Genomic DNA, 23,871 nt, shown 5'->3' with positions numbered 1-23,871 from the left:
GAGAACCGTAGATAATGAAACGAGTAAAGCTGACCGTTGCATACGACGGAACCAACTACTGTGGGTGGCAGGTGCAGCCCAATGGGATTACGGTGCAGGAGGTTTTGAACCGGCATTTGTCTGAGCTTACAGGAGAAACCATAGAAACTATTGGCGCCAGCCGTACAGATGCAGGCGTTCACGCCCTGGGAAATGTAGCGGTCTTTGATACCCGGGTGAGAATGCCCGGAGAGAAATTCTCCTTTGCCTTAAACCAGAGGCTGCCGGAGGATATTCGTATTCAGGAGTCAAGAGAAGTGCCGGAAACCTTTCATCCCAGATATGTGGAAAGCGAAAAGACATATGAATACCAGATTTTAAATCGCCGTTTTCCCATTCCCACGGAGCGTTTTTATTCTCATTTTACCTATGTGCCCCTGGATATTGAAAAAATGCAGGAGGCAGGGGGTTATCTTCTGGGAGAACATGATTTTAAGAGTTTTTGCGGCGCCGGCGCCCAGGTGAAAACTACCGTGCGGTGCATTCATGCATTGGATATTACAAAAGAAGCGGATAAGATTACCATACGCATTCGGGGAAACGGATTCCTCTACAATATGGTGCGTATCATTGCCGGAACTTTAATGGAAATAGGCGGCGGGGCATATCCGCCGGCGCATATGCGCGCAATCTTAGAGGCGAAAGACCGGAAAGCTGCCGGCCCTACGGCTCCTGCCAGAGGGCTGACACTGGTGCAGATCAAATATCCGGACTCTGCCTTTAATGCGCCTTAAATCCTTCCCCCAGCACTTCATTGGATTCCATGATGATAATGAAAGCGTTGGGGTCGACTTCTTTTATGGCTGTGCGGATAATATACATCTGTTTATTGTTGCAGGCGCACAAAACCACATCTTTTTTATCTCTGGCAAAGCTGCCTTCCGCTTTCAGGAAGGTACAGCCCCTGCCGCTGACCTGGTCGATTTTCTCTGCTACTTCTTTTGCATAATCCGTGACAATCAGCGTCATTTTTCCGGCATCAATGCCGTACATGACTTTATCTACCACCACAGAAAGCAGAAAACTGATAATCATACCATAAATCAGGCTGTCTACATCTTTGGAAACAATGACAGTACCCAGAAGGACAATTACCGTATCCATGACAAAGGCAATTTTGCCCAGTGTCAGGTGCGGATTTTTTGCTTTCAGGCTAAGCATGATAAAGTCCGCGCCTCCGGTGGAGGAGTCCCTCATATAAATCAGGGCAAAGCCCAGGCCGGAAAGGACACCGGTGCAGATGGCGGCCAGCATGCGGTCGCCTTGATATACAGGGAACAAAGGCGCTGCATAGTCCATGATAAAAGAAGTAATGAGGATGGTACGAACAGAGCGCAGAAAAAAGTTCCGGCCCAGAATACGGAAACAGAACAGGGCAATGGGAATGTTCAGTATCAGCGCTACCCGTCCGATGGGCCAGCCGAATAAATGGTAGAAAATCAGGGCAATACCGTTTAGCCCCACAACGGGAAATTCCGCGGCTGCGGCAAAGTTGTAAGTACCTACGGCAATGAAAATACCGCCGATGATGTCAACCAGGACGTCCATACTCCATTTCCTGGCGTACCAGGATTTTTCGTGTGTGAGATTCATAGATTTGCCCTCCTTCTTGGAAAAGAAAAAGCATTGACGAATTATAAAAAATTATAATCCGCAAATGCTCTTTTCTGTTTATTAGTATACACAGAAAAAGGGGAATAGGTCAAGGGGAGAAATAATTCTTTGCAGCAGAGGAAAAATATGCTATACTAAAAAACAGATTTGACGAGTTTGGGACAAAGGAGATTTACGGTATGAGTCAGGAAAAAGTAGACAAATATAAAAAAGAGAAAGCCAACCGTGCAAAACTTCAGAAGAGAGAGAAGAGAGCTCTGTTTTTTGAAAAATTAGCTATCGGCGCTGTTTGTTTGGTGGCTTTGGGCTGGATTGGGTATTCTGCATACGGTGTGGTGACAAGAGAAGACCCGGATGCAGAGCAGGAAGTGGTAACTACCGAAATGGATGTAACGGCTATTACAGATTATCTGACAGGGCTGACAGAGGAAGCCTCAGAGTAATGAGGCAAAATGAGAACGAAGAGAAAAGCTGCTGTACAAAGTACCTTGAGAGGTTTTGTACAGCAGCCTTTTTAGTGCTACTCATTTCGCAGCAGCACTTCCACGATATCACATACGGTTTTCTGCTTTTCTTCACTGAGTTTTTTCAGCTGTTCCAGATAAGTGGACACACGAAGGGCATACCCGTTATTCAGAGCGCTGGCCAGTAATTCGTCTGCGGAAGCATCCAGTGCATTGGCAATGATAATAAACGTTTCCAGTGTCGGACATTTCTTACCTCGTTCGATTAAACTGATGTAGGTAGCCGTCAGGTCTGTCTGCTCTGCAAGGTCTTCCTGACGCCAGTTTTTTTCCAGGCGTTTTTTCTTTATTTGCTGTCCCATTTCTTTAAAATCCATAAACAAATCTCCTATTTCAACCACAGGTATCGACAATAGTATAGTGTTCATGAAAAAAGCATTACAGAAACCAATGGTAATGTAAAAGAACTAAAGGTTCATAAATGCAAACTGACAGTCTGATTTTTAGAAAAAAATGGAAAATAGAAGAAAAGCGAAAAAAGAAATGAAAATATCAGAAAAGGGCCGCCGTATGAAACGACAGCCCCGGTTTTGTCATTTATAATTATAATTTTTCTACGTTAGCTGCCTGCATTCCGCGAGCGCCTTCTGTTAAATCATAAGTTACAGACTGACCTTCTTCTAAGGATTTGAATCCTTCTCCGTTGATTGCTGAGAAATGTACGAAAACGTCCTGTCCGTCTTCGCCTGTAATAAATCCATATCCTTTTTCAGCGTTGAACCATTTTACAGTTCCCTTGTTCATAATGTTACCTCCATAAAAAAATAAATTACTTGGATAAAATGTTAAATGGTTTTAGAGAAAATATTATGTATAAAAATGATAACATACTCTCTAAAACCATTTAATACTAATATCCAATATACCTTTGACATGATAAGTATATTCGCTGTTACCGGAAAAGTCAAGGGAAAAGTGTAATTGACGAAAGAAAATGTGTATGTTACTATTTATATAATTAAGCGGATTTTGCGGCTTTTACAAAAAACTTCATGCGGAAGAAAGGATACATTTTATTATGAAGATACTCATTCAAAAAGGGCGTATTTTAAACCCTTCTGACCAGAGAGATGAGGTCGGAGATATTTATATGGAAGACGGTGTAATTCAGGAAATAGGAGGGACGATTACACCTGAGGAAACGCCGGATAAAGTGATTTTTGCAGAAGGCTGTTATGTCATGCCGGGATTGATTGATTTGCATGTGCATTTAAGAGACCCGGGACTAACCCATAAGGAAGATATTGTAACAGGAGCAAAGGCAGCAGCCAGAGGCGGCTTTACAACCATTCTGGCCATGCCCAATACCAAGCCGGTGATTGATTGCGCAGACCGGGTACAGTATGTACACAATAAAGCAAAAGAACTGGCGCCGGTACATGTATTGCAGATTGGTGCTGTGACAAAGCAGCAGAAAGGCGAAGAACTGGCTGACATCGAGGGAATGATTCAGGCTGGGATTCCGGCTATCAGCGAGGACGGAAAGTCTGTCATGAATATGAAGCTTTACCGGGAAGCCATGGAAATTGCCGCAAAGCATGATCTTCCTGTGTTTGCCCACTGTGAAGACCAGAATATGGTAAACGGCGGCTGCGTCAATGAAGACAAACATTCTAAAGAACTGGGGCTGCCGGGTATCAGCAATGCGGTGGAAGACGTGATTGTGGCGAGAGATATCGTACTGGCCAAGGAAACCGGAGCAAGACTGCATTTGTGCCATTGCTCCACAAAGGATAGTGTGCGCATGATTCAGCTGGCCAAGGAAGAAAAGCTGCCAGTGACAGGAGAAGTATGCCCGCATCATTTTACCCTGACTTCAGATGATATGGTGGCAGGAGATACCAATTACAAGATGAATCCGCCTCTTCGCACGGAGGCAGACAAAGAAGCTCTTTTAAAAGGTTTAAAAGAAGATATTCTGGACGTTATCAGCACAGATCATGCCCCTCATTCCAGAGAAGAAAAGCAGCAGCCCATGACAAAGGCACCCTTTGGCATTGTTGGGCTGGAAACAGCAGTGGCATTAACGGTGACAGAACTGGTAGATAAGGGTGTCATCACACCGCTGCAGATGGCAGAGAAAATGAGTTATAACCCAGCGCAGATTATCGGCAGTGACAGAGGACGTCTGGAAGTGGGAAGTCCGGCGGATGTGACCATTATTGACCCGGAAGCAGAGTATGTCATTGACAGTATGAGTTTTCTGTCCAAGGGCAAAAATACACCATTTGACGGCAGAAAGGTAAAGGGGCTGGTAAAGGCTACTATCTGCGACGGAGAAGTGGTATACCAGCAGGATTGAGAAGAAAAAGGAAAAAAGTACAATTTGGAGGAATAAACAATGATTAACAAACTTACCGCAAAGATTCAGAAAACCAAGGCACCTATTGTAGTGGGCCTGGATCCTATGCTGAACTACATTCCAAAGCATATTCAGGAAAAGGCATTTCAGGAGTTCGGAGAGACACTGGAAGGAGCCGCGGAAGCTATCTGGCAGTTTAATAAGGAAATTGTAGATAAAACTTATGATTTGATTCCGGCTGTAAAGCCGCAGATTGCCATGTATGAGCAGTTTGGTATTCCGGGACTGCAGGCGTTTAAGAAAACTGTGGATTACTGCAGGGAAAAAGATTTGGTGGTTATCGGAGATATTAAAAGAGGAGACATCGGTTCTACGTCTGCCGCTTATGCCACCGGACATGTGGGAAAAGTACAGGTGGGAAAAAACAGAATTGCGGCTTTTGATGAAGATTTTGTGACCCTGAATCCTTACATGGGCGCGGACAGCATCTATCCGTTTATTGATGTGTGCAAAGAAGAGAAAAAGGGAATGTTTATTTTGGTGAAGACTTCCAATCCTTCCAGCGGCGACTTCCAGGATCAGCTTGTAGACGGAAGACCGCTGTATGAACTGGTAGGCGAAAAAGTTGCACAGTGGGGCGAAGACTTCATGGGAGATTCCTACAGTTATGTGGGGGCTGTTGTAGGCGCAACTTACCCCGAAATGGGAAAAACTCTGCGTAAAATCATGCCGAAGTCTTATATCTTAGTACCGGGCTACGGTGCACAGGGAGGACAGGGCAAGGATTTGGTACACTTCTTTAATGAAGACGGTCTGGGTGCCATTGTGAATTCCTCCAGAGGCATCATTGCAGCTTACAAGCAGGAAAAATACGCAAACTTCGGAGAAGAAAACTTTGCAGATGCAGCAAGAGCAGCCGTAGAAGCAATGGTGGCAGATATCAACGGTGCATTGGAAGCAGCGAAATAAGGAGAAAGCGGAATTATGGCAAAAGTAAAGATGACGGGCAGAATTCTCAGCCAGGAAAAAATTGCCACAGAGATTTACAGTATGTGGATAGAAGCGGCGGAAATTGTAAAAGAAGCGAAGCCGGGACAGTTTATTTCCGTGTATTGCAGGGACAATTCCAGAATTTTGCCAAGACCTATCAGTATTTGTGAGATTGACAGAGAGAAGGGCGCACTGCGCATTGTATACAGAGTTGCAGGAAAGGGCACCGATGAATTTTCCCGTATGAAAGCAGGAGAAGACCTGGATGTTATGGGTCCTTTGGGAAATGGATTTCCTATGGAGGTCGTAAAAGGGAAAAAGGTGTTTCTTATGGGCGGCGGTATCGGTGTTCCACCAATGGTTCAGACAGCTAAAGAAGCAGATGCAGACGTGACCGTGATTGCCGGTTACAGAAACAGTGAAATTTTCCTGAAAGAGGAGTTGTCTGAAAACAGCAGTCTCGTAGTGGCTACAGAGGATGGAAGTGTGGGAACAAAGGGAAATGTGATGGATGCTATCCGGGAGAATGCTCTGGAGGCAGAGGTGATTTTTGCCTGTGGACCAACTCCGATGTTAAGAGCCATTAAGAATTATGCAGAGGAAAACAGCATACTCTGCTATATTTCCATGGAAGAGAAAATGGCCTGCGGCATTGGGGCCTGTCTGGCCTGTGTGTGTAAATCCAAAGAAAAAGACAGCCATTCCCATGTGCACAATAAGCGGATATGTAAGGATGGTCCTGTATTTTTGAGCACGGAGGTGGAACTGTAATGAATATGAAAGTAAATCTTGCGGGAGTGGAACTGAAAAATCCTGTTATGACAGCTTCGGGAACTTTTGGTTCAGGTGCAGAGTACAGTGAGTTTGTGGATTTGAATAAACTGGGGGCAGTGGTGACAAAGGGAGTCGCTCATGTTCCCTGGTCCGGAAATGATACACCGCGTATTGCGGAGATTCACAGCGGTATGATGAATGCTATCGGACTGCAGAACCCGGGCATTGATGTGTTCTGTGAAAGAGATATTCCCTATTTGCAGCAGTTTGATACAAAAGTCATTGTGAATGTATGCGGACATGCGCCGGAAGAATATCTGGCAGTGGTAGAGCGCCTGGCAGAGGAACCTATTGACATGATGGAAATTAATATTTCCTGTCCAAATGTCAATGCCAACTTTCTGGCTTTTGGGCAGGATCCCAGGCATGTAGAAGAACTGACTGCGCAGATTAAGAAAATCGCAAAGCAGCCGGTGATTATGAAGCTGACTCCCAATGTAACAGATATTGCGGAGATTGCAAGAGCAGCAGAAGCCGGCGGTGCAGATGGGGTTTCTCTGATTAATACTCTGACGGGGATGAAAATTGATGTGAAACGGAGAACATTTGCGCTGGCCAATAAAACAGGAGGCGTGTCCGGTCCTTGTGTAAAACCCATTGCTGTGCGTATGGTTTATCAGGTGGCCCAGGCGGTAAAAATTCCTATCATCGGCATGGGCGGTATTCAGAACGCAGAAGATGCGCTGGAGTTTATTATGGCAGGCGCTACAGCAGTATCTGTGGGAACCGCCAACTTCACCAACCCTTATGCTACAGTGGAGATTATCGAAGGACTGGAGCGATATATGAAAGAGAATGGCGTGGAAGACATTCGGGAATTGATTGGAATTGTGAAATAGGAAAGATAGGGCAGAATACCAGAGGAGAGGGGTTCTGCCCTGGTTGTTTTCTGTGAAGAACTGTGATAAAATTGAAGAGATTTGATGAGCAGGCACAAAAGGCCTGCAAATACGGAGGTTTAAGAAAAATGGAAGCATATAAAGCAGAATTTATTGATTTTATGGTAGAAAGTAATGTTTTGAAATTTGGAGAATTTACTTTGAAAAGCGGCAGAAAGTCACCTTTCTTTATGAATGCAGGGGCTTATGTTACCGGTTCTCAGCTGAAAAAGCTGGGTGAGTATTACGCAAAAGCTATTCACGACAAATATGGCGATGATTTTGATGTGCTTTTTGGACCGGCATACAAGGGAATTCCTATCAGCGTGGTAACGGCCATTGCCTACAGCGAATTATACGGAAAAGAAGTCCGTTACTGTTCAGACCGTAAGGAAGAAAAAGACCATGGTGCAGACAAGGGAAGTTTCCTGGGAAGCAAGCTGCAGGACGGCGACAGAGTCGTTATGATTGAGGATGTGACAACCTCCGGGAAATCCATGGAAGAAACTGTTCCAAAGGTAAGAGGTGCAGCCGATGTGGAAATCGTAGGTCTGATGGTTTCCCTAAACCGTATGGAAGTGGGAAAAGGCGGCGAAAAGAGTGCGCTTGAGGAAGTAAAGGATACTTACGGATTTGATACCAATGCCATTGTTACTATGGAAGAAGTGGTTGAGCATTTGTACAACAAAGAATGTGGCGGCAGAGTCGTCATTGACCATGAAATTAAGAAAGCCATTGACGCATACTATGAACAGTACGGCGCCAAATAAAAAAGAAGGAAGGATTCCTGATGAACGAAAAAATTTATAAAACCATGTCCCGCTGTGCAGCAGGCAGTATTGCAGCTGGGATTGTTGTATTGGTAACCGGGATTGCCACAGGTGTTGTCATGCTGGTAACCGGAGCCAGACTTCTGAAAAGGAAATCTGAGATTACATTTTAATGGACAGGATAAGGGGCTGTTGTATGGAAATGAAATACTTCAGCCTTCTTATTATTTATTTAGCAAGTTGTGATAAGAGGTTGAAAAATTGAATAAAAGGGTAAAGAAGAAAATAAAAGCCGCGGGGGCGGTTTTGTTTGTAATATATATTCTTGCACTGATATACTTCCTCTTTTTTGCAGAAAGGTTTGGACAGCTGGCTTTTGCAGAAAGGGAGTATCATTATAATCTTGTGCTGTTCCAGGAAATTAAAAGATTCTGGATATACCGGAAGCAGTTGGGCGCACTGGCGGTTATGGCTAATTTATTGGGCAATGTGGTGGGATTTATTCCCTTTGGACTGATTCTTCCCATTATCAGCCGAGAAGCAAGAGGATTTTTCTTTATTACTTTCTCTGGATTTACATTAAGTCTTTGCGTAGAAACCGTTCAGCTGGTTACAAAGCTGGGGTGCTTTGATGTGGATGATTTGGTGATGAATACACTGGGGGCAGCAATCGGTTATCTGCTTTTTGCTGTCAGCCATTTACTATATAGAAATTGGAAAAGGAGAGCAGGATAATGGCGAAAAAACGATATAAATATGATTTTGCAAAGAAAAAACATTCCGAGAAAGGAGTTACGTCTTCTGTATTTGCCGGAATCTCTCTGGGGATTTTCTGTATTGCAGCCATCTGTTCCCTTGCATTTCACGGGAAAGGCGGTCTGTATCTGGGGGCTATGGGACTGATTGCCATAGGGCTTTCCATTTACGGATTTATTCTGGGACTGAAAAGTTTTTCGGAGAAAAACAGAGACCAGCTTTTCTGCAAAATTGGAGCAGCAGGAAACGGCGTGCTTATGGTTATCTGGCTGGGGCTGTTTCTGCTGGGACTTGCATAAAACACAGAGAAGGAGGAAAAACATATGGAAGAGCGGTTGAAAAAGCAGATGGATTTTTTGCTGGAAGTGGATAAGCTGAAATTTATCAACCGACAGACGTATTTGTCTGACGGAACACGCAGGGAAAACGATGCGGAACATTCTTGGCACTTGGCCCTGATGGCTGTGCTTCTGTCTGAACATGCGGACGAAGAAGTGGATTTGCTGAAGGTCATTACTATGGTACTGATTCATGATTTGGTGGAAATTGACGCAGGAGATACATATGCCTACGACGAGGCGGGAAAGCAGACCCAGAGAATACGGGAAGAAAAGGCTGCAGACCGGATATTTGCCATGCTGCCCAAAGACCAGGGGGAAAAATTTCGTGCGCTGTGGGAAGAATTTGATGCTTACGAGACACCGGAGGCAAAGTTTGCCCATGTGTGCGACAATGTGCAGCCTTTGATGCTGAATCATGCCACAGGCGGAAAATCCTGGAGGGAAAGAGGTATCCGCCGTTCACAGGTGGAAAAGCGGAACAGCCGTGTGGGGGAAAGCTCCCGGACAATGAAAGCTTATGTAGAGGATATTTTAGATAAAAATGTGGAGAAAGGAAATTTGAAAAATGAGTGATGCATGGATGATGGAACGTTTTTCTCTTATGAAAGAAAGAATCCGGGAAATCAGCGGAGAAGAAGTCGTAAAAGAACCTTATGGGACTTATTTTAAAACAACGGCAGCCTTTATTATGCAGGTGGCGGATTTGCACAAAAAACTGCAGCAGGGCTGGCTGGAAGGCGCAGAACTTCCGGAACTGGAGGCCAATAATCAGAAGCTGTATGAAGATATTCTGCCTCAAAACTATGGACATTCTTATGGAAATCCAACATGGGCGGCAGAGACTCTTGGGGAAGAATTCGGGCAGCTTTTAAGTTTTTTGTATACAGAAATCCGGGGACTGATTGTCTTTGCTTACGAAGACAGGCTTTTTGATATGACGGTGGCAATGGAATTATTTGTACAGATATACAATCTTTTTGAGGATGAAGAGGTTTCTGCAAAAGATGTAAAAGAGGCAATTTACTGGTATGTCAGCGATTACAGTGACGAAATGGTGGGCCGCAGAGTGCAGGAAGGGGTAGACCCGGCTCTTGATTTTGCCGCCAATATTATCTGCAGCAGTGATTTGACGGATATCCGTTATCTGTATCGCTTTGGGGAATATATCACGGAAAATGAAATAGGTATGGCAAAATTTTTAAATACTCTTTCTGAAGAGGAAATTCAGGCTATGGCACGGACTTTCACAGAGGGCTACCGCACCGGATTTGTGCTGACAGGAAAAGACATCACAAAGAAAAAGACGGTGAATATACGTTTCCAACTGGGATTTGAGCGTATGGTAAAGGCAGCTATTGAGCAGTTTAAGGCCATGGATTTAAAACCGGTGATTTACCGGAGTGCAGTTCATAGCGTAAACAAGAAGCAGCACCACAGAATCGGGTATTACGGCGCTATTCCAAACCCACAGTTTGAATATGATCACAAAGACGATGCGGCCTTGTATCTGGACCATGAGTTTGTCCAGAGAAAGCTGAGAGTGCTGCAGGTGGCTTATGAACAGGTAAAAGGTCTGGCGGCTGTACACGGCGGTCCGGCCTGCATGGAAACCTTTGGAGAAACACCGTTTGCTCCCGGAAAAAGAAAGGAGGCCTGCACCCTTACCAGTCATCAGCAGAAGCTGCAGGTCACTTATGACAACGAAGCAGGACAGATTGTAAATCGCTATATTAAAGGGGAAGAAAGAAGTTTTACTATCATTGCCTATCCGGTTATGGAAATCGGAGAGCAGTTTGAAGAAATTTTCCGGGAGACAGTGAAAATCAATACCCTGGATAATCAGCTTTACCGCAGAATTCAGCAGAATATCATTGACGCTTTAGACAAAGGGGAGACCGTACAGATTAAAGGAAAAGGCCAAAATGCCACAGATTTGACCGTAAAACTTCATCATCTGGAAAATCCGGCAAAACAGACCAACTTTGAAAACTGTGTGGCAGACGTCAACATTCCGGTGGGAGAAGTCTTTACTTCCCCGGTATTGAAAGGTACAAACGGAACGCTGGCGGTTTCCAGGGTGTTCTTAAACGGACTGGAGTACAAAAATCTGAAAGTGGAATTTTCGGATGGCAGAATTTCCGGTTACAGCTGCAGCAATTTTGCCTCTGAAGAGGAAAACCAGAATTTTATAAAGGAAAATCTGTTATATCACCATGATACCCTGCCTTTGGGGGAATTTGCCATAGGAACCAACACTACGGCTTATGTCATGGCACAGAAATATCAGATAGGCCATCTCCTTCCCATTCTCATTGCGGAAAAGATGGGGCCGCATTTTGCAGTGGGGGATACCTGCTATAGTTGGAGCGAGGATACAGCAGTCTACAATCCGGACGGAAAAGAGATTATTGCCAGGGATAACGAGGTGTCTATTCTGCGAAAAGAGGATATAAGCAAGGCTTATTTGGGCTGTCATACAGATATTACTATACCTTATGATGAGCTGGGCAGTATAAGAGTGCAGACCCTGCATGGGGACTGGGTTTCCATTATTGAGGACGGCAGGTTTGTACTTCCCGGAACAGAAGCATTAAATGAGCCGTTTCCTGCTTGACAAGACCTGTCACAATATGTAAAATTGTGCTGTATGGAGAAATTCTAAATCATAGAGATAAAGGAGAATAATCATGGCAAAAGTTGGAATTGTTATGGGCAGTGACTCTGATATGCCTGTTATGAGCAAAGCGGCAGACATGCTGGAAAAATTCGGGATTGAGTATGAGATGACAATCATCTCTGCACACAGGGAACCGGATGTATTCTTTGAATATGCCAAATCCGCAGAAGAAAAAGGATTTAAAGTTATCATCGCAGGAGCAGGTATGGCCGCACACCTTCCGGGTATGTGCGCTGCAATTTTCCCAATGCCGGTTATCGGTATTCCGATGCATACCACCTCACTGGGCGGAAGAGATTCTCTGTATTCCATTGTACAGATGCCTTCCGGAATTCCGGTTGCGACGGTAGCAATTAACGGAGGAGCCAATGCGGCAATTCTGGCAGCCAAGATTTTAGCTACTTCTGACGCAGAACTGCTTCAGAAATTGAAAGACTACAAAGAAGAGTTAAAAGACCAGGTTGTAGCAAAAGATGCAAAACTGCAGGAAGTAGGATATAAAAACTATAAATAAGCACGGAAAAGAAGCGAGGAGGATAAAAATGGATTACAAGAAAGCTGGCGTAGATATTGAAGCTGGTTACAAGTCAGTGGAATTAATGAAAGAACATGTAAAGAAAACCATGCGCGAGGAAGTGCTTGGCGGTTTAGGCGGATTTTCCGGTGCTTTTTCCCTGAAGAAAATCAAAGAAATGGAAGACCCGGTGCTGCTGTCCGGTACAGATGGCTGCGGTACAAAAGTAAAATTAGCTTACCTTATGGACAAACATGACACTATCGGTATCGACGCAGTGGCTATGTGTGTCAACGATATTGCCTGTGCAGGCGGTGAACCTCTGTTTTTCCTGGATTACATTGCATGCGGCAAAAACTATCCGGAAAAAATTGCAGAAATCGTAAAAGGTGTGGCAGAGGGATGTCTGCAGTCTGAGGCGGCTTTAATCGGCGGCGAAACCGCAGAACATCCAGGGCTTATGCCGGAAGAAGAATATGACCTGGCTGGTTTTGCAGTAGGTGTGGTAGAACGCAGAGACTTAATCAACGGTGAAAACTTAAAGGATGGAGACGTGCTTATCGGTATGGCTTCTTCCGGGGTACACAGCAATGGCTTTTCTCTGGTTCGTAAAGTGTTCGAGATGACAAAGGAATCGCTGGATACTTACTATGACGAACTGGGTAAAACACTGGGCGAAGCTCTTCTGGCGCCTACCAGAATCTATGTAAAAGCCTTAAAGAACGTAAAAGAAGCAGGGGTTGCTGTAAAAGCCTGCAGCCATATCACAGGCGGCGGTTTCTATGAAAACGTACCGAGAATGTTAAAAGACGGTGTGTGCGCAGTAATTGAAAAAGACAGCTATCCGATTCCTCCTGTCTTTACCTTAATGGCAAAAGTGGGCGAAATCGAAGAAACTATGATGTACAATACCTTTAACATGGGTCTTGGAATGATTGTAGCTGTAGATGCCAAAGATGTGGATAAGACTATGGAAGCCATCAAAGCAGCAGGAGATACGCCATATGTTGTGGGTAAAATCGAAGCAGGCGAAAAGGGCGTAAAATTAGTATAAGTATAAGGGGAGTCAGGGTTGCCGCAGTGCAGCCCTTTTCCTGTCGAAGAGAGAGGCTGACAAAAATGATGAAAATAGCGGTTTTGGTATCCGGCGGCGGAACCAATCTTCAAGCAATTTTAGACGCCATAGACAGCGGAAAGATTACCAATACACAGGTGTCTGTGGTAATCAGTAACAACGCAAATGCTTATGCTCTGGAGAGAGCCAAAAAACACGGGATTCCGGCGCAGTGCGTATCGCCGAAACGCTACGAATCCAGAGAACTTTTCAATCGGGCACTTCTGGAGACTATACAGTCGTATCATGTGGATTTGGTTGTGCTGGCCGGCTGTCTGGTGGTAATTCCGGAAATGATGGTAAAAGCCTATCCAAATAGAATTATCAATATTCACCCATCTCTGATTCCTGCTTTTTGCGGAACAGGGTACTATGGCTTGAAGGTACATGAGGGTGTGCTGCAAAGAGGAGCGAAGGTGACTGGCGCTACCGTGCATTTTGTAGATGAGGGAACGGATACCGGTCCCATTATTCTGCAGAAGGCAGTAGAAGTACAGCAGGATGATACACCGGAAACTCTGCAGAGGAGAGTGATGGAAGAGGCGGAATGGCAGATTATGCCGCAGGCGATTGACCTGATTGCCAACCAGAAGGTAGAAATTACAGACGGAATTGTAAAAATCCGTGAAGCATAAAAAGTATCAAAGCGTGAAAGGGGCATGGAACACATGAAAGTATTAATTATCGGAAGCGGCGGAAGAGAACACGCCATTGCATGGAAGGTGGCAAAAAGTCCGAAAGTGGACAAAATTTACTGTGCGCCGGGAAATGCGGGAATTGCAGAAGTAGCAGAATGTGTCAATATCGGAGCAATGGAATTTGACAAGCTGGCAGCTTTTGCAAAAGAAAAGGAGATTGATTTAACTGTTGTAGGTATGGATGACCCATTGGTAGGCGGTGTGGTAGACGTCTTTGAAAAGGAAGGGCTGCGCGTATTCGGACCGAGAAAGAATGCGGCAATTCTGGAAGGTTCAAAAGCCTTTTCAAAAGATTTAATGAAAAAATATAACATTCCTACTGCAGCCTATGAGAATTTCCAGAGTGCGGACGAGGCGCTGGCTTATCTTCGGGAAAAGGCAGATTTTCCCATCGTGTTAAAGGCAGACGGTCTGGCGCTGGGAAAAGGTGTTTTAATCTGCAATACTTTAGCAGAAGCAGAAGAAGGCGTAAAGGAAATTATGCTGGACAAGAAATTCGGTTCTGCTGGAAATACACTGGTGGTAGAGGAGTTTATGACAGGCCGTGAGGTTTCGGTACTTTCCTTTGTGGATGGAAAAACGATCAAAACCATGACTTCCGCTCAGGACCACAAACGTGCAAAGGACGGAGATGAGGGCTTAAATACCGGCGGTATGGGTACTTTCTCCCCAAGTCCTTTCTACACAGAGGAAGTAGATGATTTCTGTGAAAAATATATTTATCAGGCTACCGTAGACGCTATGGCAGCAGAGGGAAGAGAATTTAAGGGCATTATCTTCTTTGGTTTAATGCTTACAGAGAAAGGTCCGAAAGTGCTGGAATACAATGCCCGTTTCGGTGACCCGGAGGCGCAGGTTGTCATTCCGAGACTGAAAAATGACATTGTGGAAGTGTTTGAAGCCTGTGTAGACGGAAAACTGGACGAAGTGGACTTGCAGTTTGAAAACAACGCAGCCGTATGCGTGGTACTGGCTTCTGACGGCTATCCGGTATCCTACGAAAAAGGATTCCCCATTGAAGGTTTGGAAAACTTCAAAGATAAAGACGGTTACTATGTGTTCCATGCAGGAACTGCTTTAAAGGACGGTAAAATCGTTACAAACGGCGGTCGTGTGCTGGGTGTTACCGCCAAGGGTGCAGATTTGAAAGAGGCAAGAGCCAATGCGTATAAGGCAACGGAATGGATTCAGTTTGCCAATAAGTATAAGAGAAACGATATCGGAAAAGCGATTGACGAAGTATAAGAAAGGAATGGGGATACCGCATGACGCTGCAGGCAGTGCAGGGGCGGTATTCCCTTTTTCATTTCTTGCACCGAAAAAATCTCTGTGTTATAATCAGAGAATCATGCAAAAAGAGAGGGTTTTTAGAATTATGTCAAATGCAATTTCAAAAGATTTCAGGCTGTTTTCTTTACTGAAATTTGCCTTTCCAACCATGGTGATGATGGTTTTTATGTCCCTTTACACCATTGTGGATGGGATTTTTGTATCCAGGCTGGTAAATACCCAGGCGCTTTCTGCTGTGAATATTGTGTATCCGGTTATCAGTCTGATGATAGCGGTGGGAGTTATGCTGGCCACAGGCGGCAGCGCAGTGATTGCCCGAAAGCTGGGAGAACACCGGCCGGAGGAAGCCAGAGGAGATTTTGCATTTCTTGTGGTCACAGGAATTGCAGTAGGACTGTTTTTTCTTATAGCAGGAAATATGTTCCTGACACCTCTGGTGAAAATGCTGGGAGCCACAGATGTGCTTATGCCTTATTGTGAAGAATATCTGAGGATTCTTATATTTATGGGACCGGCCTGTGTACTGCAGCTTTTGTTTCAGACTTTTTTTGTGACTGCCGGAAAACCGGTTATTGGTCTGGCGCTTACCATAGGCGGCGGTCTTTTGAATATGATTTTAGACTATGTTTTTATGGGACCCTTGCAGATGGGAATTGCAGGCGCAGCTTGGGCCACCGGAATCGGACAGCTTCTTCCGGCCGTGGTAGGGCTTTTGTATTTCCTTTGGGTAAGGGACTCCCTGTACCTGGTGAAGCCGCGTTTTGATTTTCTGGTGTTAAAAGAAAGCTGCTTTAACGGTTCCTCTGAGATGGTGACCAATTTGTCTACTGCAGTGGTAACCTTTCTCTTTAACATTGTCATGATGCGGCTTTTGGGAGAAGCCGGTGTGGCGGCTATTACTATTGTGCTGTATGGTCAGTTCCTGTTTAATGCCCTGTATATGGGATTTTCCATGGGAGTTGCGCCGGTTATCAGTTTCAATTACGGGAGAAAAAACAGAGCATTGTTGCAGCGGATTTTTAAAATCTGTCTTTGGTTTATAGGGATATCGTCTGTTTTGATTACGATTTTTGCCCTTCTGTCCGGGGGAATGATTGTGGAAATTTTTACCCCGAAGGGAAGCAAGACTTACGAAATTGCCCGTACAGGCTTTTTTCTTTTTTCTTTTAATTACTTTTTTGCCGGAATCAATATCTTTGCATCATCCATGTTCACAGCTTTTTCGGACGGAAAAATATCGGCCATTATTTCTTTTATCCGCACCTTTGTCATGATTGTGCTGAATATTCTGCTACTGCCGTATCTGATAGGGGTAGACGGTGTGTGGCTGGCCGTGCCAAGCGCGGAATTTATGACTGTTCTGCTGTCGGTTTACTATTTCATCCGGAAAAAGGAACAGTACGGATACATAGCCTCGAAAAAACAGTAAAGAGAAGAAATTAGATTTGACCGGAAGTGCTATCTATGCTATATTAAATATAACAACAGGAAGCGGGTGAGAATATGCTGATAGAAATAGATTTTAACAGTGATGAAGCTATTTATGTACAGCTTTGTAACCAGATTATTATGGGCATTGCCACAGACCAGCTGAAAATCGGAGAAACACTGCCTTCCGTGCGGCAGCTTGCCGATACCGTAGGGATTAATATGCATACGGTAAATAAGGCGTATTCCGTTTTGAGGCAGGAAGGCTTTGTTACCATTGACCGCCGCAAAGGGGCGGTGATTTCTATTGATGAGAATAAAATCCGGGCTTTGGAGGAAATGAAAGAAAATCTTCTGGTAGTGCTGGCAAAAGGCTGCTGTAAAAACATTACGCGGGAAGAGGTTCATGCCTTAATTGACGAGATTTTTGAAGAGTATAAAGTATAAATAGAATGGGAGATTTGCATGAGGAATCAATATTCAAAATGGGCACTGAAGGCATTGAAAACTGCTGAACAGACAGCAAGAGCCTGCAGTCATAATTATATTGGGACAGAGCACATTCTGGCAGGGCTTCTGGCAGGAGAGCAGACTACAGCGGGCATTCTTTTGGGAGAGGCCGGTGTGACAAAAGAAAAGCTGCAGGAACTGACAGAAAACCTGGTAGCGCCATCCTGCGGTGTGCTTTTAGAAGAGCCCCAGGGCTATACGCCCAGAGCCAGGCAGGTGCTTGCTTTGGCTAGAGAAGAGGCGGAAAAGATGGAAAGCCGGGAAGTGGGGACAGAACATCTTTTGATTGCCATGTTAAAAGAATACGATTGTGTGGCTGCGCGGCTTCTGCACACTATGGGAGTCAATATCCAGGCCCTTTATGCAGAAGTGATGAAAACGCTGGGAAGAGAAGGCGTGCTGACGAAGGAGGACTCTTTCGGAGGCTCTTTAAAAGGCAGCAAAAAATCCTCAACACCTATGCTGGCACAGTATGGCCGGGATTTGACAGAAATGGCAGCAAGAGGATTGTTAGACCCTGTTGTGGGAAGAGAAAAGGAAATTAACCGCATGATTCAGATTCTCAGCAGAAGGATGAAAAACAATCCCTGTCTGATTGGAGAGCCGGGTGTGGGAAAGACAGCTATTACCGAAGGGCTTGCCCAGCAGATAGTCAGAGGTCTGGTACCGGAAAGTATGGCAGATAAGCGGATTGTGATATTGGATTTGTCTGCTATGGTAGCAGGGTCCAAGTATCGGGGAGAGTTTGAAGAACGCATTAAGCGGGTGATTGCAGAGGTTTCCGGTGACAGAAGAATCCTGCTGTTTCTGGATGAACTGCACACGTTAATCGGTGCAGGCGGTGCGGAGGGGGCGCTGGACGCCTCCAATATTTTGAAGCCGGCTCTTTCCAGAGGCGAAATCCAGCTTATTGGCGCCACAACCATTGAAGAATACCGCAAACATATTGAAAAGGATGCGGCATTGGAGAGACGCTTCCAGCCTGTCATGGTGGAGGAACCCGCAAAAGAAGAGGCAGAGGAAATTTTGAGAGGTCTGGTACCTTATTATGAAAAACATCACGGTGTTGCCATTGAAGAAAGTGCGGTAAAGGCAGCCGTGGCTATGGGAATCCGCTATATCAATGACCGTTTTCTGCCGGATAAAGCCCTGGATTTGCTGGATGAGGCCTGCTCAAAAGTGCAGTTGGACGGATACAAAACCCCGGACGGTCTGGTGGAGATGGAGAAACATCTCAGAAGTCTGTATCAGGAAAAAGAGGAAGCGGTGAAGCAGCAGGACTTTGTGCTGGCAAAACAGCTGCAGCAGGAGCAGAAAGAAACCGAAGAACAGCTGGAAAAGGCAAGAGAGCGTTTTGAAAAACAGTGTAAGCGGAAAAGGCTGGTTGTTACCGAAGACCAGGTGGCACAGGTAGTGGCAGAATGGACTAAGATTCCGGTGAAGAAGCTGACAGAGGGTGAATCCAAACGTCTGGCCAGGCTGGAAACGATTCTGCATAAGCGAGTGATTGGTCAGGAGGAAGCAGTGAGAGCCGTGGCAAAAGCGGTAAAAAGAGGCCGGGTAGGTTTAAAAGATCCAAAACGTCCCATTGGTTCTTTCCTCCTTCTGGGACCTACGGGTGTGGGAAAGACAGAACTTTCCAAAGCACTGGCGGAAGCGGTTTTCGGCAGAGAAGACGCTATGATTCGTGTGGACATGTCCGAATACATGGAAAAACACAGTGTGTCCAAACTGATAGGTTCTCCTCCGGGATATGTAGGGTATGAGGAAGGCGGACAATTAAGCGAAAAAGTGCGGCGGAATCCTTACAGCGTGCTGCTCTTTGATGAGATTGAGAAAGCGCACCCGGATGTGTTTAACATTCTTCTGCAGGTACTGGACGACGGACATATTACAGACGCTCAGGGCCGAAAGGTGGATTTTAAGGAAACCATTATTATTATGACGTCCAATGCAGGCGCCCAGTCCATTGTAGAGCCCAAAAAGCTGGGATTCGGGGCAGCAGACAGCGCGTCAGCAGATTATAAAAAGATGAAAGACAGTGTCATGGAGGAAGTAAAGCGTCTGTTCCGTCCGGAATTTCTGAACCGAATCGACGATATTATTGTCTTCCATATGCTGAATAAAGAGGAAATCAAGAAAATCACGGGACTGCTTCTGAAAGAATTTGTGACCCGCTGCAAGGTGCAGATGGATATAGAGGTAAAAGTCAGAGACAGTGTGAAAGAGCTTATTGCAAAAGAAGGCTTCGACCCGAAATATGGGGCGAGACCTTTAAAGAGAGCCATTCAGAACAAAATTGAAGATGCTATGGCAGAGGAAATTCTGGAGGGGCGGGTTCAGGCCGGTAACAGCGTTACCATTGGACTGTCTAAACAAACTATAAAATTTATGGTAAATGTACAGAATGACTAGAAAAATTTGTGTGTTTATGGTAACATTGATATACAAAAAAGAACGGTTCTGTAAAGGAATCGAAGAAACGAAAGACGTAAGCGGGAGGACATAACTATGTCAGTGGTAAAAGAATTAATTCGTACAGAAGAAAACGGCAAAATCAGCTTTGGCAACTATGAGTTGACACAAAAATCAAAATTATCCGATTTTGAGTATGACGGAGATATGTACAAAGTTAAAACATATAATGAAATTACAAAACTGGAACGAAACGGAATGTTTGTCTACGAATCTGTACCAGGCACTACTGTATTGAATCTGCATACAGAAGAAACAGGAATGAGTTTTACTGTAGAAGGTCCAAAAGATGCGCAGATTACCGTGGAATTGGAAGAAGATGCAGAGTATAAAGTAACCATTGACGGGGAAGAGGCAGGACAGATGAAGACAAATCTGGGAGGAAAATTATCTTTCAGTGTGGAACTGGAACAGGCAGAGCAGGTTTCTGTGAGCATTGAAAGAGTCTGAACGGTCGGTCTTTGTGGTGATTGTCTTACAGAATAAAAAAGACGATATGCAGAGTCGGGTGAGTGACTTCCCGGCTCTGCTTTTTTCTTTTGCAGCAGACCGTATTTGAGTGGGCAGAACAGGAGGAAGAGAAAAGAGATATGGCAAAAGGGAAAAAAAGTGTATTTTTTTGTCAGAACTGTGGATATGAATCTTCAAAGTGGCTGGGACAGTGTCCGGGCTGCAGGGAGTGGAATACTTTTGTGGAGGAGAGCGTTTCTGGGGCAGGAAAAGGTGCTGCCGCTAAAGGGATCTCCGGAACGGAGGGTCAGACAGGAAAGAGAAACGAACCGGTTCGGCTTTCCGAAATTCAGGTCAGGGAAGAGGACAGAATCAAAACCAATATGGAGGAGTTAGACAGGGTTTTAGGCGGCGGCATTGTGCCCGGCTCTATGGTACTGGTAGGCGGTGACCCCGGTATCGGAAAGTCCACCCTGCTTTTACAGGTGTGCAGGCAGTTGACTTTGCAGCAGCATAAGGTCTTGTATATATCCGGGGAAGAATCCCTGCGTCAGATTAAGCTGAGGGCAAAGCGAATCGGAGAATTTAATGAACATCTTTATCTTTTGTGTGAAACAAATCTGGAAATTATCCGCAGTACCATTGAACGGCTGAAGCCAGAAGCGGTGGTGATTGATTCCATTCAGACCATGTATAACGAAGAGGTGTCTTCTGCACCGGGCAGTGTTTCACAGGTTCGGGAATCCACGGGAATTCTGATGCAGATTGCCAAGGGACTGGGGATTTCCGTCTTTATTGTGGGGCATGTGACAAAGGATGGCAGTGTGGCAGGACCGAGAGTACTGGAACATATGGTAGACACTGTTTTGTATTTTGAAGGAGACCGCCAGCTTGCTTACCGAATTTTGCGAGGAGTGAAAAACCGCTTTGGTTCTACCAATGAAATCGGGGTTTTTGAAATGCAGGAAAAAGGGTTGGAAGAGGTGAAAAATCCTTCCCAGGCCATGTTAAATGGGCGTCCCACTGATGCGTCCGGAACTACGGTGGTCTGTTCTGTGGAGGGAACCCGCCCCATCCTCATAGAAATTCAGGCGCTGGTAACCAGAACCAACTTCGGATTGCCAAGGCGGACTTCTGTGGGTATTGACTACAACCGTGTGAATCTTTTGATGGCTGTGTTGGAAAAAAGAGCCGGTTTGCGTCTGGGAGATTGTGATGCTTATGTGAATCTGGCAGGAGGCATGAAACTGGGAGAGCCGGCCATTGATTTGGGCATTGTACTTTCTATTGTGTCCAGTTATAAAAATCAGGTAATAGATGAGGGAACTTTAATCTTTGGAGAGGTGGGACTTTCGGGGGAAGTTCGTGGCGTCAGCATGGCGGAAACCAGGGTGCGGGAAGCTCAAAAGCTGGGCTTTACGGCCTGCATTATGCCAAAAACCAATGTGGAGGGAATACAGGGAAAATATAAGATAAAGCTTATTGGAGTAGCCAATATTAAGGAGGCTATGGAATACATTTAAGGGGAAAAGACATATGAAAAAGATATTTGACAAAATGTTTGGACAGTATAGAGGCTTGCGGCGGGAACTGTATGTGCTTTTCTGGGGGAAGGCAGCGACCAATATGGGGGCTATGATATGGCCTATGCTGACGTTGATTTTGAGCAATAAGTTGGGGATGGATGCCGGAGAAATTGCAAAAATTACGATTTCTATGGGAATTGTACAGTTTCCGGTAAATCTGATAGGAGGAAAATTGGCAGACCATTGCAATAAGAAAAAACTTATTGTGGTGTGCGATTTGGTGACGGTCATCTGCTATCTGACAGCGGCGTTTCTTCCCGTATCCATGACACAGATTCTCCTGTTTTTTACGGCAGGGGTATTCCAAACCATGGAAAATCCGTCTTATGACGCCCTGGTGGCGGATTTGAGCACTACTGAAAACAGGGAGAAGGCCTACAGTCTGATTTACCTGGGGCTGAACCTGGGTTTGATTCTGGCGCCTTCTATAGGGGGGATTCTGTTTCAGAATCATCTGGGGCTGGCTTATGCCATTGACGGACTGACCACACTGTCGTCCACCATTTTGATTCTGCTCTTTATTAAAGATATTACACCGGTGCAGGAAGCGGAAAATGTTTATGAGAAAGCGCGGGATAGACAGTCTACCTGGCAGATATTATCCGGACAGAAGGTGATTTTGTTTTTTCTGATTTGCTGGGCGGTATATGAATTTTCCTATGCACAGTTTAATTTCCTGATTCCGTTGAATATGGAAAGCCTGTATGGTGGGAAAGGGGCAGTTTACTTTGGTTTCATGACCAGCTTGAATGGACTTGTGGTGATTATCGGAACCCCCCTTTTGACAAAGTGGGCAGCAGGTCTGGGTGACGTGAATAAGCTGCTGATTGGGCAGATACTGGTGAGTGTCAGCCTTGCTATGTATAGATTCATACAGGGGATAATTCCTATGTATTATGTGTCCATGGTTCTGTTTACGATAGGAGAAATTATGACTACGCTGGGGTCGTATCCTTATCTTACCAGGAGAATTCCTGCATCTCACAGAGGAAGAATTTCTTCGGTTTCCAATATCTTTTTAGGGGCTTCGATGTATAGCTCACAATGGCTGATAGGCGGCGTGCTGAAAACGGGAACGGTAATGACTGCATGGCAGTGTGTGACAGGAGCAGGTATTCTGGGAATTGTCTTTTATGTTCTTTTGGCAGGAGCAGACAGAAAAAGTTATCCTCTTTTATACAGAAAGTAATGCTTTGTAGGAGCTGCATTTTGGTATCGTTATGTTTATAAAGTGCCTTATGCAGCTTTCATGTCTGTTTTTCTGATATGGATATAGAAACGGTTGTGTTTGATGTTGGTGAAAAAAATGTAAAATACTGTTGACAGGAGGAAAAAAGAATGGTAATATAATTTAGCTGTCACAAAGAACAGAAAGACGACTTCGGTCGATAAAAAAGTTTTAAAAAGTTCTTGACAAAGCGATGCAGATGTGATAATCTAGTATGGCTGTCGAAAAAAAAGAACGGCTCAGCTGAATAGCTGAAAAAACTTTTTGAAAAAGTTCTTGACAAGCTGAAAGAGATATGATAAAATATCAAAGCTGTCAAAGCGACAGGAACCTTGATAACTGAACAGTAGAACACATGAATCGAAAATTCTTTTACATTTTATTCTTAGGTTCAACGAACCAAAACAGTAAAAGGGATAGATAGCCAAGTAGTTATCTTGAACTGGAACAGACACTTTATCAGAGAGTTTGATCCTGGCTCAGGATGAACGCTGGCGGCGTGCTTAACACATGCAAGTCGAGCGAAGCACTTGCCATTGACTCTTCGGAGGATTTGGCATTTGACTGAGCGGCGGACGGGTGAGTAACGCGTGGGTAACCTGCCTCATACAGGGGAATAACAGTTAGAAATGGCTGCTAATGCCGCATAAGCGCACAGGGCCGCATGGTCCGGTGTGAAAAACTCCGGTGGTATGAGATGGACCCGCGTCTGATTAGGTAGTTGGCGGGGTAATGGCCCACCAAGCCGACGATCAGTAGCCGACCTGAGAGGGTGACCGGCCACATTGGGACTGAGACACGGCCCAGACTCCTACGGGAGGCAGCAGTGGGGAATATTGCACAATGGAGGAAA

General features: G+C 45.0%; 25 protein-coding genes and 1 rRNA gene. 23 read left to right on the top strand and 3 right to left on the bottom strand.

Features of this window, described 5'->3' with window-relative positions:
* Positions 1-14: 14 nt before the first annotated feature.
* Positions 15-773 (top strand): tRNA pseudouridine(38-40) synthase TruA, encoded by a 759-nt coding sequence (truA, locus tag WBS51_RS12075; protein ID WP_173747578.1) that lies wholly within the window; start codon positions 15-17, stop codon positions 771-773.
* Here the strand turns inward: truA and WBS51_RS12070 are convergent.
* On the bottom strand, positions 760-1,632 hold the full coding sequence (locus tag WBS51_RS12070; protein ID WP_173747576.1) for a YitT family protein: 873 nt from the start codon (positions 1,630-1,632) through the stop codon (positions 760-762). The genes truA and WBS51_RS12070 overlap by 14 nt on opposite strands.
* 200 nt (positions 1,633-1,832) lie before the next feature.
* On the opposite strand from WBS51_RS12070, the gene WBS51_RS12065 reads away from it, so the two are divergent.
* On the top strand, positions 1,833-2,096 hold the full coding sequence (locus tag WBS51_RS12065) for a hypothetical protein (protein WP_173747574.1): 264 nt from the start codon (positions 1,833-1,835) through the stop codon (positions 2,094-2,096).
* Positions 2,097-2,173: 77 nt separating this feature from the next.
* On the opposite strand, the gene WBS51_RS12060 is transcribed toward WBS51_RS12065, so the two are convergent.
* Positions 2,174-2,494: a helix-turn-helix domain-containing protein gene (locus WBS51_RS12060; protein WP_173747572.1), complete on the bottom strand. Its 321-nt coding sequence runs from the start codon at positions 2,492-2,494 to the stop codon at positions 2,174-2,176.
* Positions 2,495-2,720: 226 nt separating this feature from the next.
* The gene (locus tag WBS51_RS12055) at positions 2,721-2,921 is read right to left on the bottom strand and encodes a cold-shock protein (protein ID WP_111920171.1); all 201 of its coding nucleotides are present in this window, start codon (positions 2,919-2,921) and stop codon (positions 2,721-2,723) included.
* A gap of 274 nt (positions 2,922-3,195) precedes the next feature.
* Here WBS51_RS12055 and WBS51_RS12050 point away from each other — a divergent pair, with 274 nt between their 5' ends.
* The 21 genes from WBS51_RS12050 to WBS51_RS11950 form a co-directional block, all read left to right on the top strand.
* On the top strand, positions 3,196-4,479 hold the full coding sequence (locus WBS51_RS12050; protein ID WP_173747570.1) for a dihydroorotase: 1,284 nt from the start codon (positions 3,196-3,198) through the stop codon (positions 4,477-4,479).
* Between the two features lie 39 nt (positions 4,480-4,518).
* A complete protein-coding gene (gene pyrF / locus WBS51_RS12045) occupies positions 4,519-5,448 on the top strand; it encodes an orotidine-5'-phosphate decarboxylase (RefSeq protein WP_294461318.1) in 930 nt (309 codons plus the stop codon).
* 15 nt (positions 5,449-5,463) lie between these two features.
* A complete protein-coding gene (locus WBS51_RS12040; RefSeq protein WP_173747566.1) occupies positions 5,464-6,240 on the top strand; it encodes a dihydroorotate dehydrogenase electron transfer subunit in 777 nt (258 codons plus the stop codon).
* On the top strand, positions 6,240-7,142 hold the full coding sequence (locus WBS51_RS12035; protein WP_173747564.1) for a dihydroorotate dehydrogenase: 903 nt from the start codon (positions 6,240-6,242) through the stop codon (positions 7,140-7,142). The genes WBS51_RS12040 and WBS51_RS12035 overlap by 1 nt, the downstream gene beginning before the upstream one ends.
* Before the next feature lie 128 nt (positions 7,143-7,270).
* Positions 7,271-7,951 (top strand): orotate phosphoribosyltransferase, encoded by a 681-nt coding sequence (gene pyrE / locus WBS51_RS12030; protein WP_291683412.1) that lies wholly within the window; start codon positions 7,271-7,273, stop codon positions 7,949-7,951.
* 20 nt (positions 7,952-7,971) lie between these two features.
* Complete coding sequence (locus WBS51_RS12025; protein ID WP_173747560.1) at positions 7,972-8,124, top strand: hypothetical protein; 153 nt, start codon at positions 7,972-7,974, stop codon at positions 8,122-8,124.
* 88 nt (positions 8,125-8,212) lie between these two features.
* On the top strand, positions 8,213-8,686 hold the full coding sequence (locus tag WBS51_RS12020) for a VanZ family protein (RefSeq protein ID WP_291683411.1): 474 nt from the start codon (positions 8,213-8,215) through the stop codon (positions 8,684-8,686).
* Positions 8,686-9,006 carry a DUF6142 family protein gene (locus WBS51_RS12015; protein WP_173747556.1) on the top strand — a complete coding sequence of 107 codons (321 nt, stop codon included), beginning with the start codon at positions 8,686-8,688 and terminating at the stop codon, positions 9,004-9,006. Before WBS51_RS12020 ends, WBS51_RS12015 begins: the two co-directional genes overlap by 1 nt.
* Before the next feature lie 24 nt (positions 9,007-9,030).
* The gene (locus tag WBS51_RS12010; RefSeq protein ID WP_294461306.1) at positions 9,031-9,621 is read left to right on the top strand and encodes an HD domain-containing protein; all 591 of its coding nucleotides are present in this window, start codon (positions 9,031-9,033) and stop codon (positions 9,619-9,621) included.
* Positions 9,614-11,662, top strand: a complete 2,049-nt coding sequence (locus WBS51_RS12005) for an aminopeptidase (protein ID WP_173747552.1) — start codon at positions 9,614-9,616, stop codon at positions 11,660-11,662. Before WBS51_RS12010 ends, WBS51_RS12005 begins: the two co-directional genes overlap by 8 nt.
* Before the next feature lie 73 nt (positions 11,663-11,735).
* Positions 11,736-12,239 (top strand): 5-(carboxyamino)imidazole ribonucleotide mutase, encoded by a 504-nt coding sequence (gene purE, locus WBS51_RS12000; RefSeq protein ID WP_173747550.1) that lies wholly within the window; start codon positions 11,736-11,738, stop codon positions 12,237-12,239.
* Positions 12,240-12,267: 28 nt separating this feature from the next.
* Entirely contained in the window at positions 12,268-13,293 is a 1,026-nt protein-coding gene (gene purM, locus WBS51_RS11995; RefSeq protein ID WP_173747548.1) for a phosphoribosylformylglycinamidine cyclo-ligase, read from the top strand.
* 65 nt (positions 13,294-13,358) lie between these two features.
* Positions 13,359-13,988 (top strand): phosphoribosylglycinamide formyltransferase, encoded by a 630-nt coding sequence (purN, locus tag WBS51_RS11990; RefSeq protein WP_173747546.1) that lies wholly within the window; start codon positions 13,359-13,361, stop codon positions 13,986-13,988.
* Between the two features lie 33 nt (positions 13,989-14,021).
* On the top strand, positions 14,022-15,296 hold the full coding sequence (gene purD / locus WBS51_RS11985; protein WP_291683408.1) for a phosphoribosylamine--glycine ligase: 1,275 nt from the start codon (positions 14,022-14,024) through the stop codon (positions 15,294-15,296).
* A gap of 130 nt (positions 15,297-15,426) precedes the next feature.
* Positions 15,427-16,770, top strand: coding sequence for an MATE family efflux transporter (locus WBS51_RS11980; RefSeq protein ID WP_173747542.1), 1,344 nt, complete (start codon positions 15,427-15,429; stop codon positions 16,768-16,770).
* 74 nt (positions 16,771-16,844) lie between these two features.
* Complete coding sequence (locus tag WBS51_RS11975; RefSeq protein WP_173747540.1) at positions 16,845-17,216, top strand: GntR family transcriptional regulator; 372 nt, start codon at positions 16,845-16,847, stop codon at positions 17,214-17,216.
* An 18-nt stretch (positions 17,217-17,234) separates the two neighbouring features.
* Entirely contained in the window at positions 17,235-19,694 is a 2,460-nt protein-coding gene (locus WBS51_RS11970) for an ATP-dependent Clp protease ATP-binding subunit (protein WP_173747538.1), read from the top strand.
* 96 nt (positions 19,695-19,790) lie between these two features.
* Positions 19,791-20,204, top strand: coding sequence for an endosialidase (locus WBS51_RS11965; RefSeq protein WP_173747536.1), 414 nt, complete (start codon positions 19,791-19,793; stop codon positions 20,202-20,204).
* Positions 20,205-20,344: 140 nt separating this feature from the next.
* The gene (gene radA, locus WBS51_RS11960) at positions 20,345-21,727 is read left to right on the top strand and encodes a DNA repair protein RadA (RefSeq protein ID WP_173747534.1); all 1,383 of its coding nucleotides are present in this window, start codon (positions 20,345-20,347) and stop codon (positions 21,725-21,727) included.
* 13 nt (positions 21,728-21,740) lie between these two features.
* Positions 21,741-22,979 carry an MFS transporter gene (locus WBS51_RS11955; protein ID WP_294461297.1) on the top strand — a complete coding sequence of 413 codons (1,239 nt, stop codon included), beginning with the start codon at positions 21,741-21,743 and terminating at the stop codon, positions 22,977-22,979.
* Positions 22,980-23,474: 495 nt separating this feature from the next.
* Positions 23,475-23,871, top strand: a 16S ribosomal RNA gene (locus tag WBS51_RS11950); the annotation flags it as partial.

This window comes from Blautia acetica (assembly GCF_038739805.1).
Lineage (GTDB): Bacteria > Bacillota > Clostridia > Lachnospirales > Lachnospiraceae > Blautia.
This window is presented reverse-complemented; position numbering and strand designations above follow the sequence as displayed.

Excerpts from the sequence above, each read along its gene's own strand:
- WBS51_RS11955 (WP_294461297.1), top strand. The coding sequence starts at position 21,741 with ATGAAAAAGATATTTGACAAAATGTTTGGACAGTATAGAGGCTTGCGG.
- WBS51_RS11980 (WP_173747542.1), top strand. The coding sequence starts at position 15,427 with ATGTCAAATGCAATTTCAAAAGATTTCAGGCTGTTTTCTTTACTGAAA.
- WBS51_RS12005 (WP_173747552.1), top strand. The coding sequence starts at position 9,614 with ATGAGTGATGCATGGATGATGGAACGTTTTTCTCTTATGAAAGAAAGA.
- radA (WP_173747534.1), top strand. The coding sequence starts at position 20,345 with ATGGCAAAAGGGAAAAAAAGTGTATTTTTTTGTCAGAACTGTGGATAT.
- WBS51_RS11975 (WP_173747540.1), top strand. The coding sequence starts at position 16,845 with ATGCTGATAGAAATAGATTTTAACAGTGATGAAGCTATTTATGTACAG.
- WBS51_RS11970 (WP_173747538.1), top strand. The coding sequence starts at position 17,235 with ATGAGGAATCAATATTCAAAATGGGCACTGAAGGCATTGAAAACTGCT.
- WBS51_RS12065 (WP_173747574.1), top strand. The coding sequence starts at position 1,833 with ATGAGTCAGGAAAAAGTAGACAAATATAAAAAAGAGAAAGCCAACCGT.
- purD (WP_291683408.1), top strand. The coding sequence starts at position 14,022 with ATGAAAGTATTAATTATCGGAAGCGGCGGAAGAGAACACGCCATTGCA.
- WBS51_RS12025 (WP_173747560.1), top strand. The coding sequence starts at position 7,972 with ATGAACGAAAAAATTTATAAAACCATGTCCCGCTGTGCAGCAGGCAGT.
- purM (WP_173747548.1), top strand. The coding sequence starts at position 12,268 with ATGGATTACAAGAAAGCTGGCGTAGATATTGAAGCTGGTTACAAGTCA.
- WBS51_RS12060 (WP_173747572.1), bottom strand. The coding sequence starts at position 2,494 with ATGGATTTTAAAGAAATGGGACAGCAAATAAAGAAAAAACGCCTGGAA.
- WBS51_RS12055 (WP_111920171.1), bottom strand. The coding sequence starts at position 2,921 with ATGAACAAGGGAACTGTAAAATGGTTCAACGCTGAAAAAGGATATGGA.
- WBS51_RS12015 (WP_173747556.1), top strand. The coding sequence starts at position 8,686 with ATGGCGAAAAAACGATATAAATATGATTTTGCAAAGAAAAAACATTCC.
- pyrE (WP_291683412.1), top strand. The coding sequence starts at position 7,271 with ATGGAAGCATATAAAGCAGAATTTATTGATTTTATGGTAGAAAGTAAT.
- WBS51_RS12010 (WP_294461306.1), top strand. The coding sequence starts at position 9,031 with ATGGAAGAGCGGTTGAAAAAGCAGATGGATTTTTTGCTGGAAGTGGAT.
- WBS51_RS12070 (WP_173747576.1), bottom strand. The coding sequence starts at position 1,632 with ATGAATCTCACACACGAAAAATCCTGGTACGCCAGGAAATGGAGTATG.
- WBS51_RS12050 (WP_173747570.1), top strand. The coding sequence starts at position 3,196 with ATGAAGATACTCATTCAAAAAGGGCGTATTTTAAACCCTTCTGACCAG.
- truA (WP_173747578.1), top strand. The coding sequence starts at position 15 with ATGAAACGAGTAAAGCTGACCGTTGCATACGACGGAACCAACTACTGT.
- purN (WP_173747546.1), top strand. The coding sequence starts at position 13,359 with ATGATGAAAATAGCGGTTTTGGTATCCGGCGGCGGAACCAATCTTCAA.
- WBS51_RS12040 (WP_173747566.1), top strand. The coding sequence starts at position 5,464 with ATGGCAAAAGTAAAGATGACGGGCAGAATTCTCAGCCAGGAAAAAATT.
- purE (WP_173747550.1), top strand. The coding sequence starts at position 11,736 with ATGGCAAAAGTTGGAATTGTTATGGGCAGTGACTCTGATATGCCTGTT.
- WBS51_RS11965 (WP_173747536.1), top strand. The coding sequence starts at position 19,791 with ATGTCAGTGGTAAAAGAATTAATTCGTACAGAAGAAAACGGCAAAATC.
- pyrF (WP_294461318.1), top strand. The coding sequence starts at position 4,519 with ATGATTAACAAACTTACCGCAAAGATTCAGAAAACCAAGGCACCTATT.
- WBS51_RS12035 (WP_173747564.1), top strand. The coding sequence starts at position 6,240 with ATGAATATGAAAGTAAATCTTGCGGGAGTGGAACTGAAAAATCCTGTT.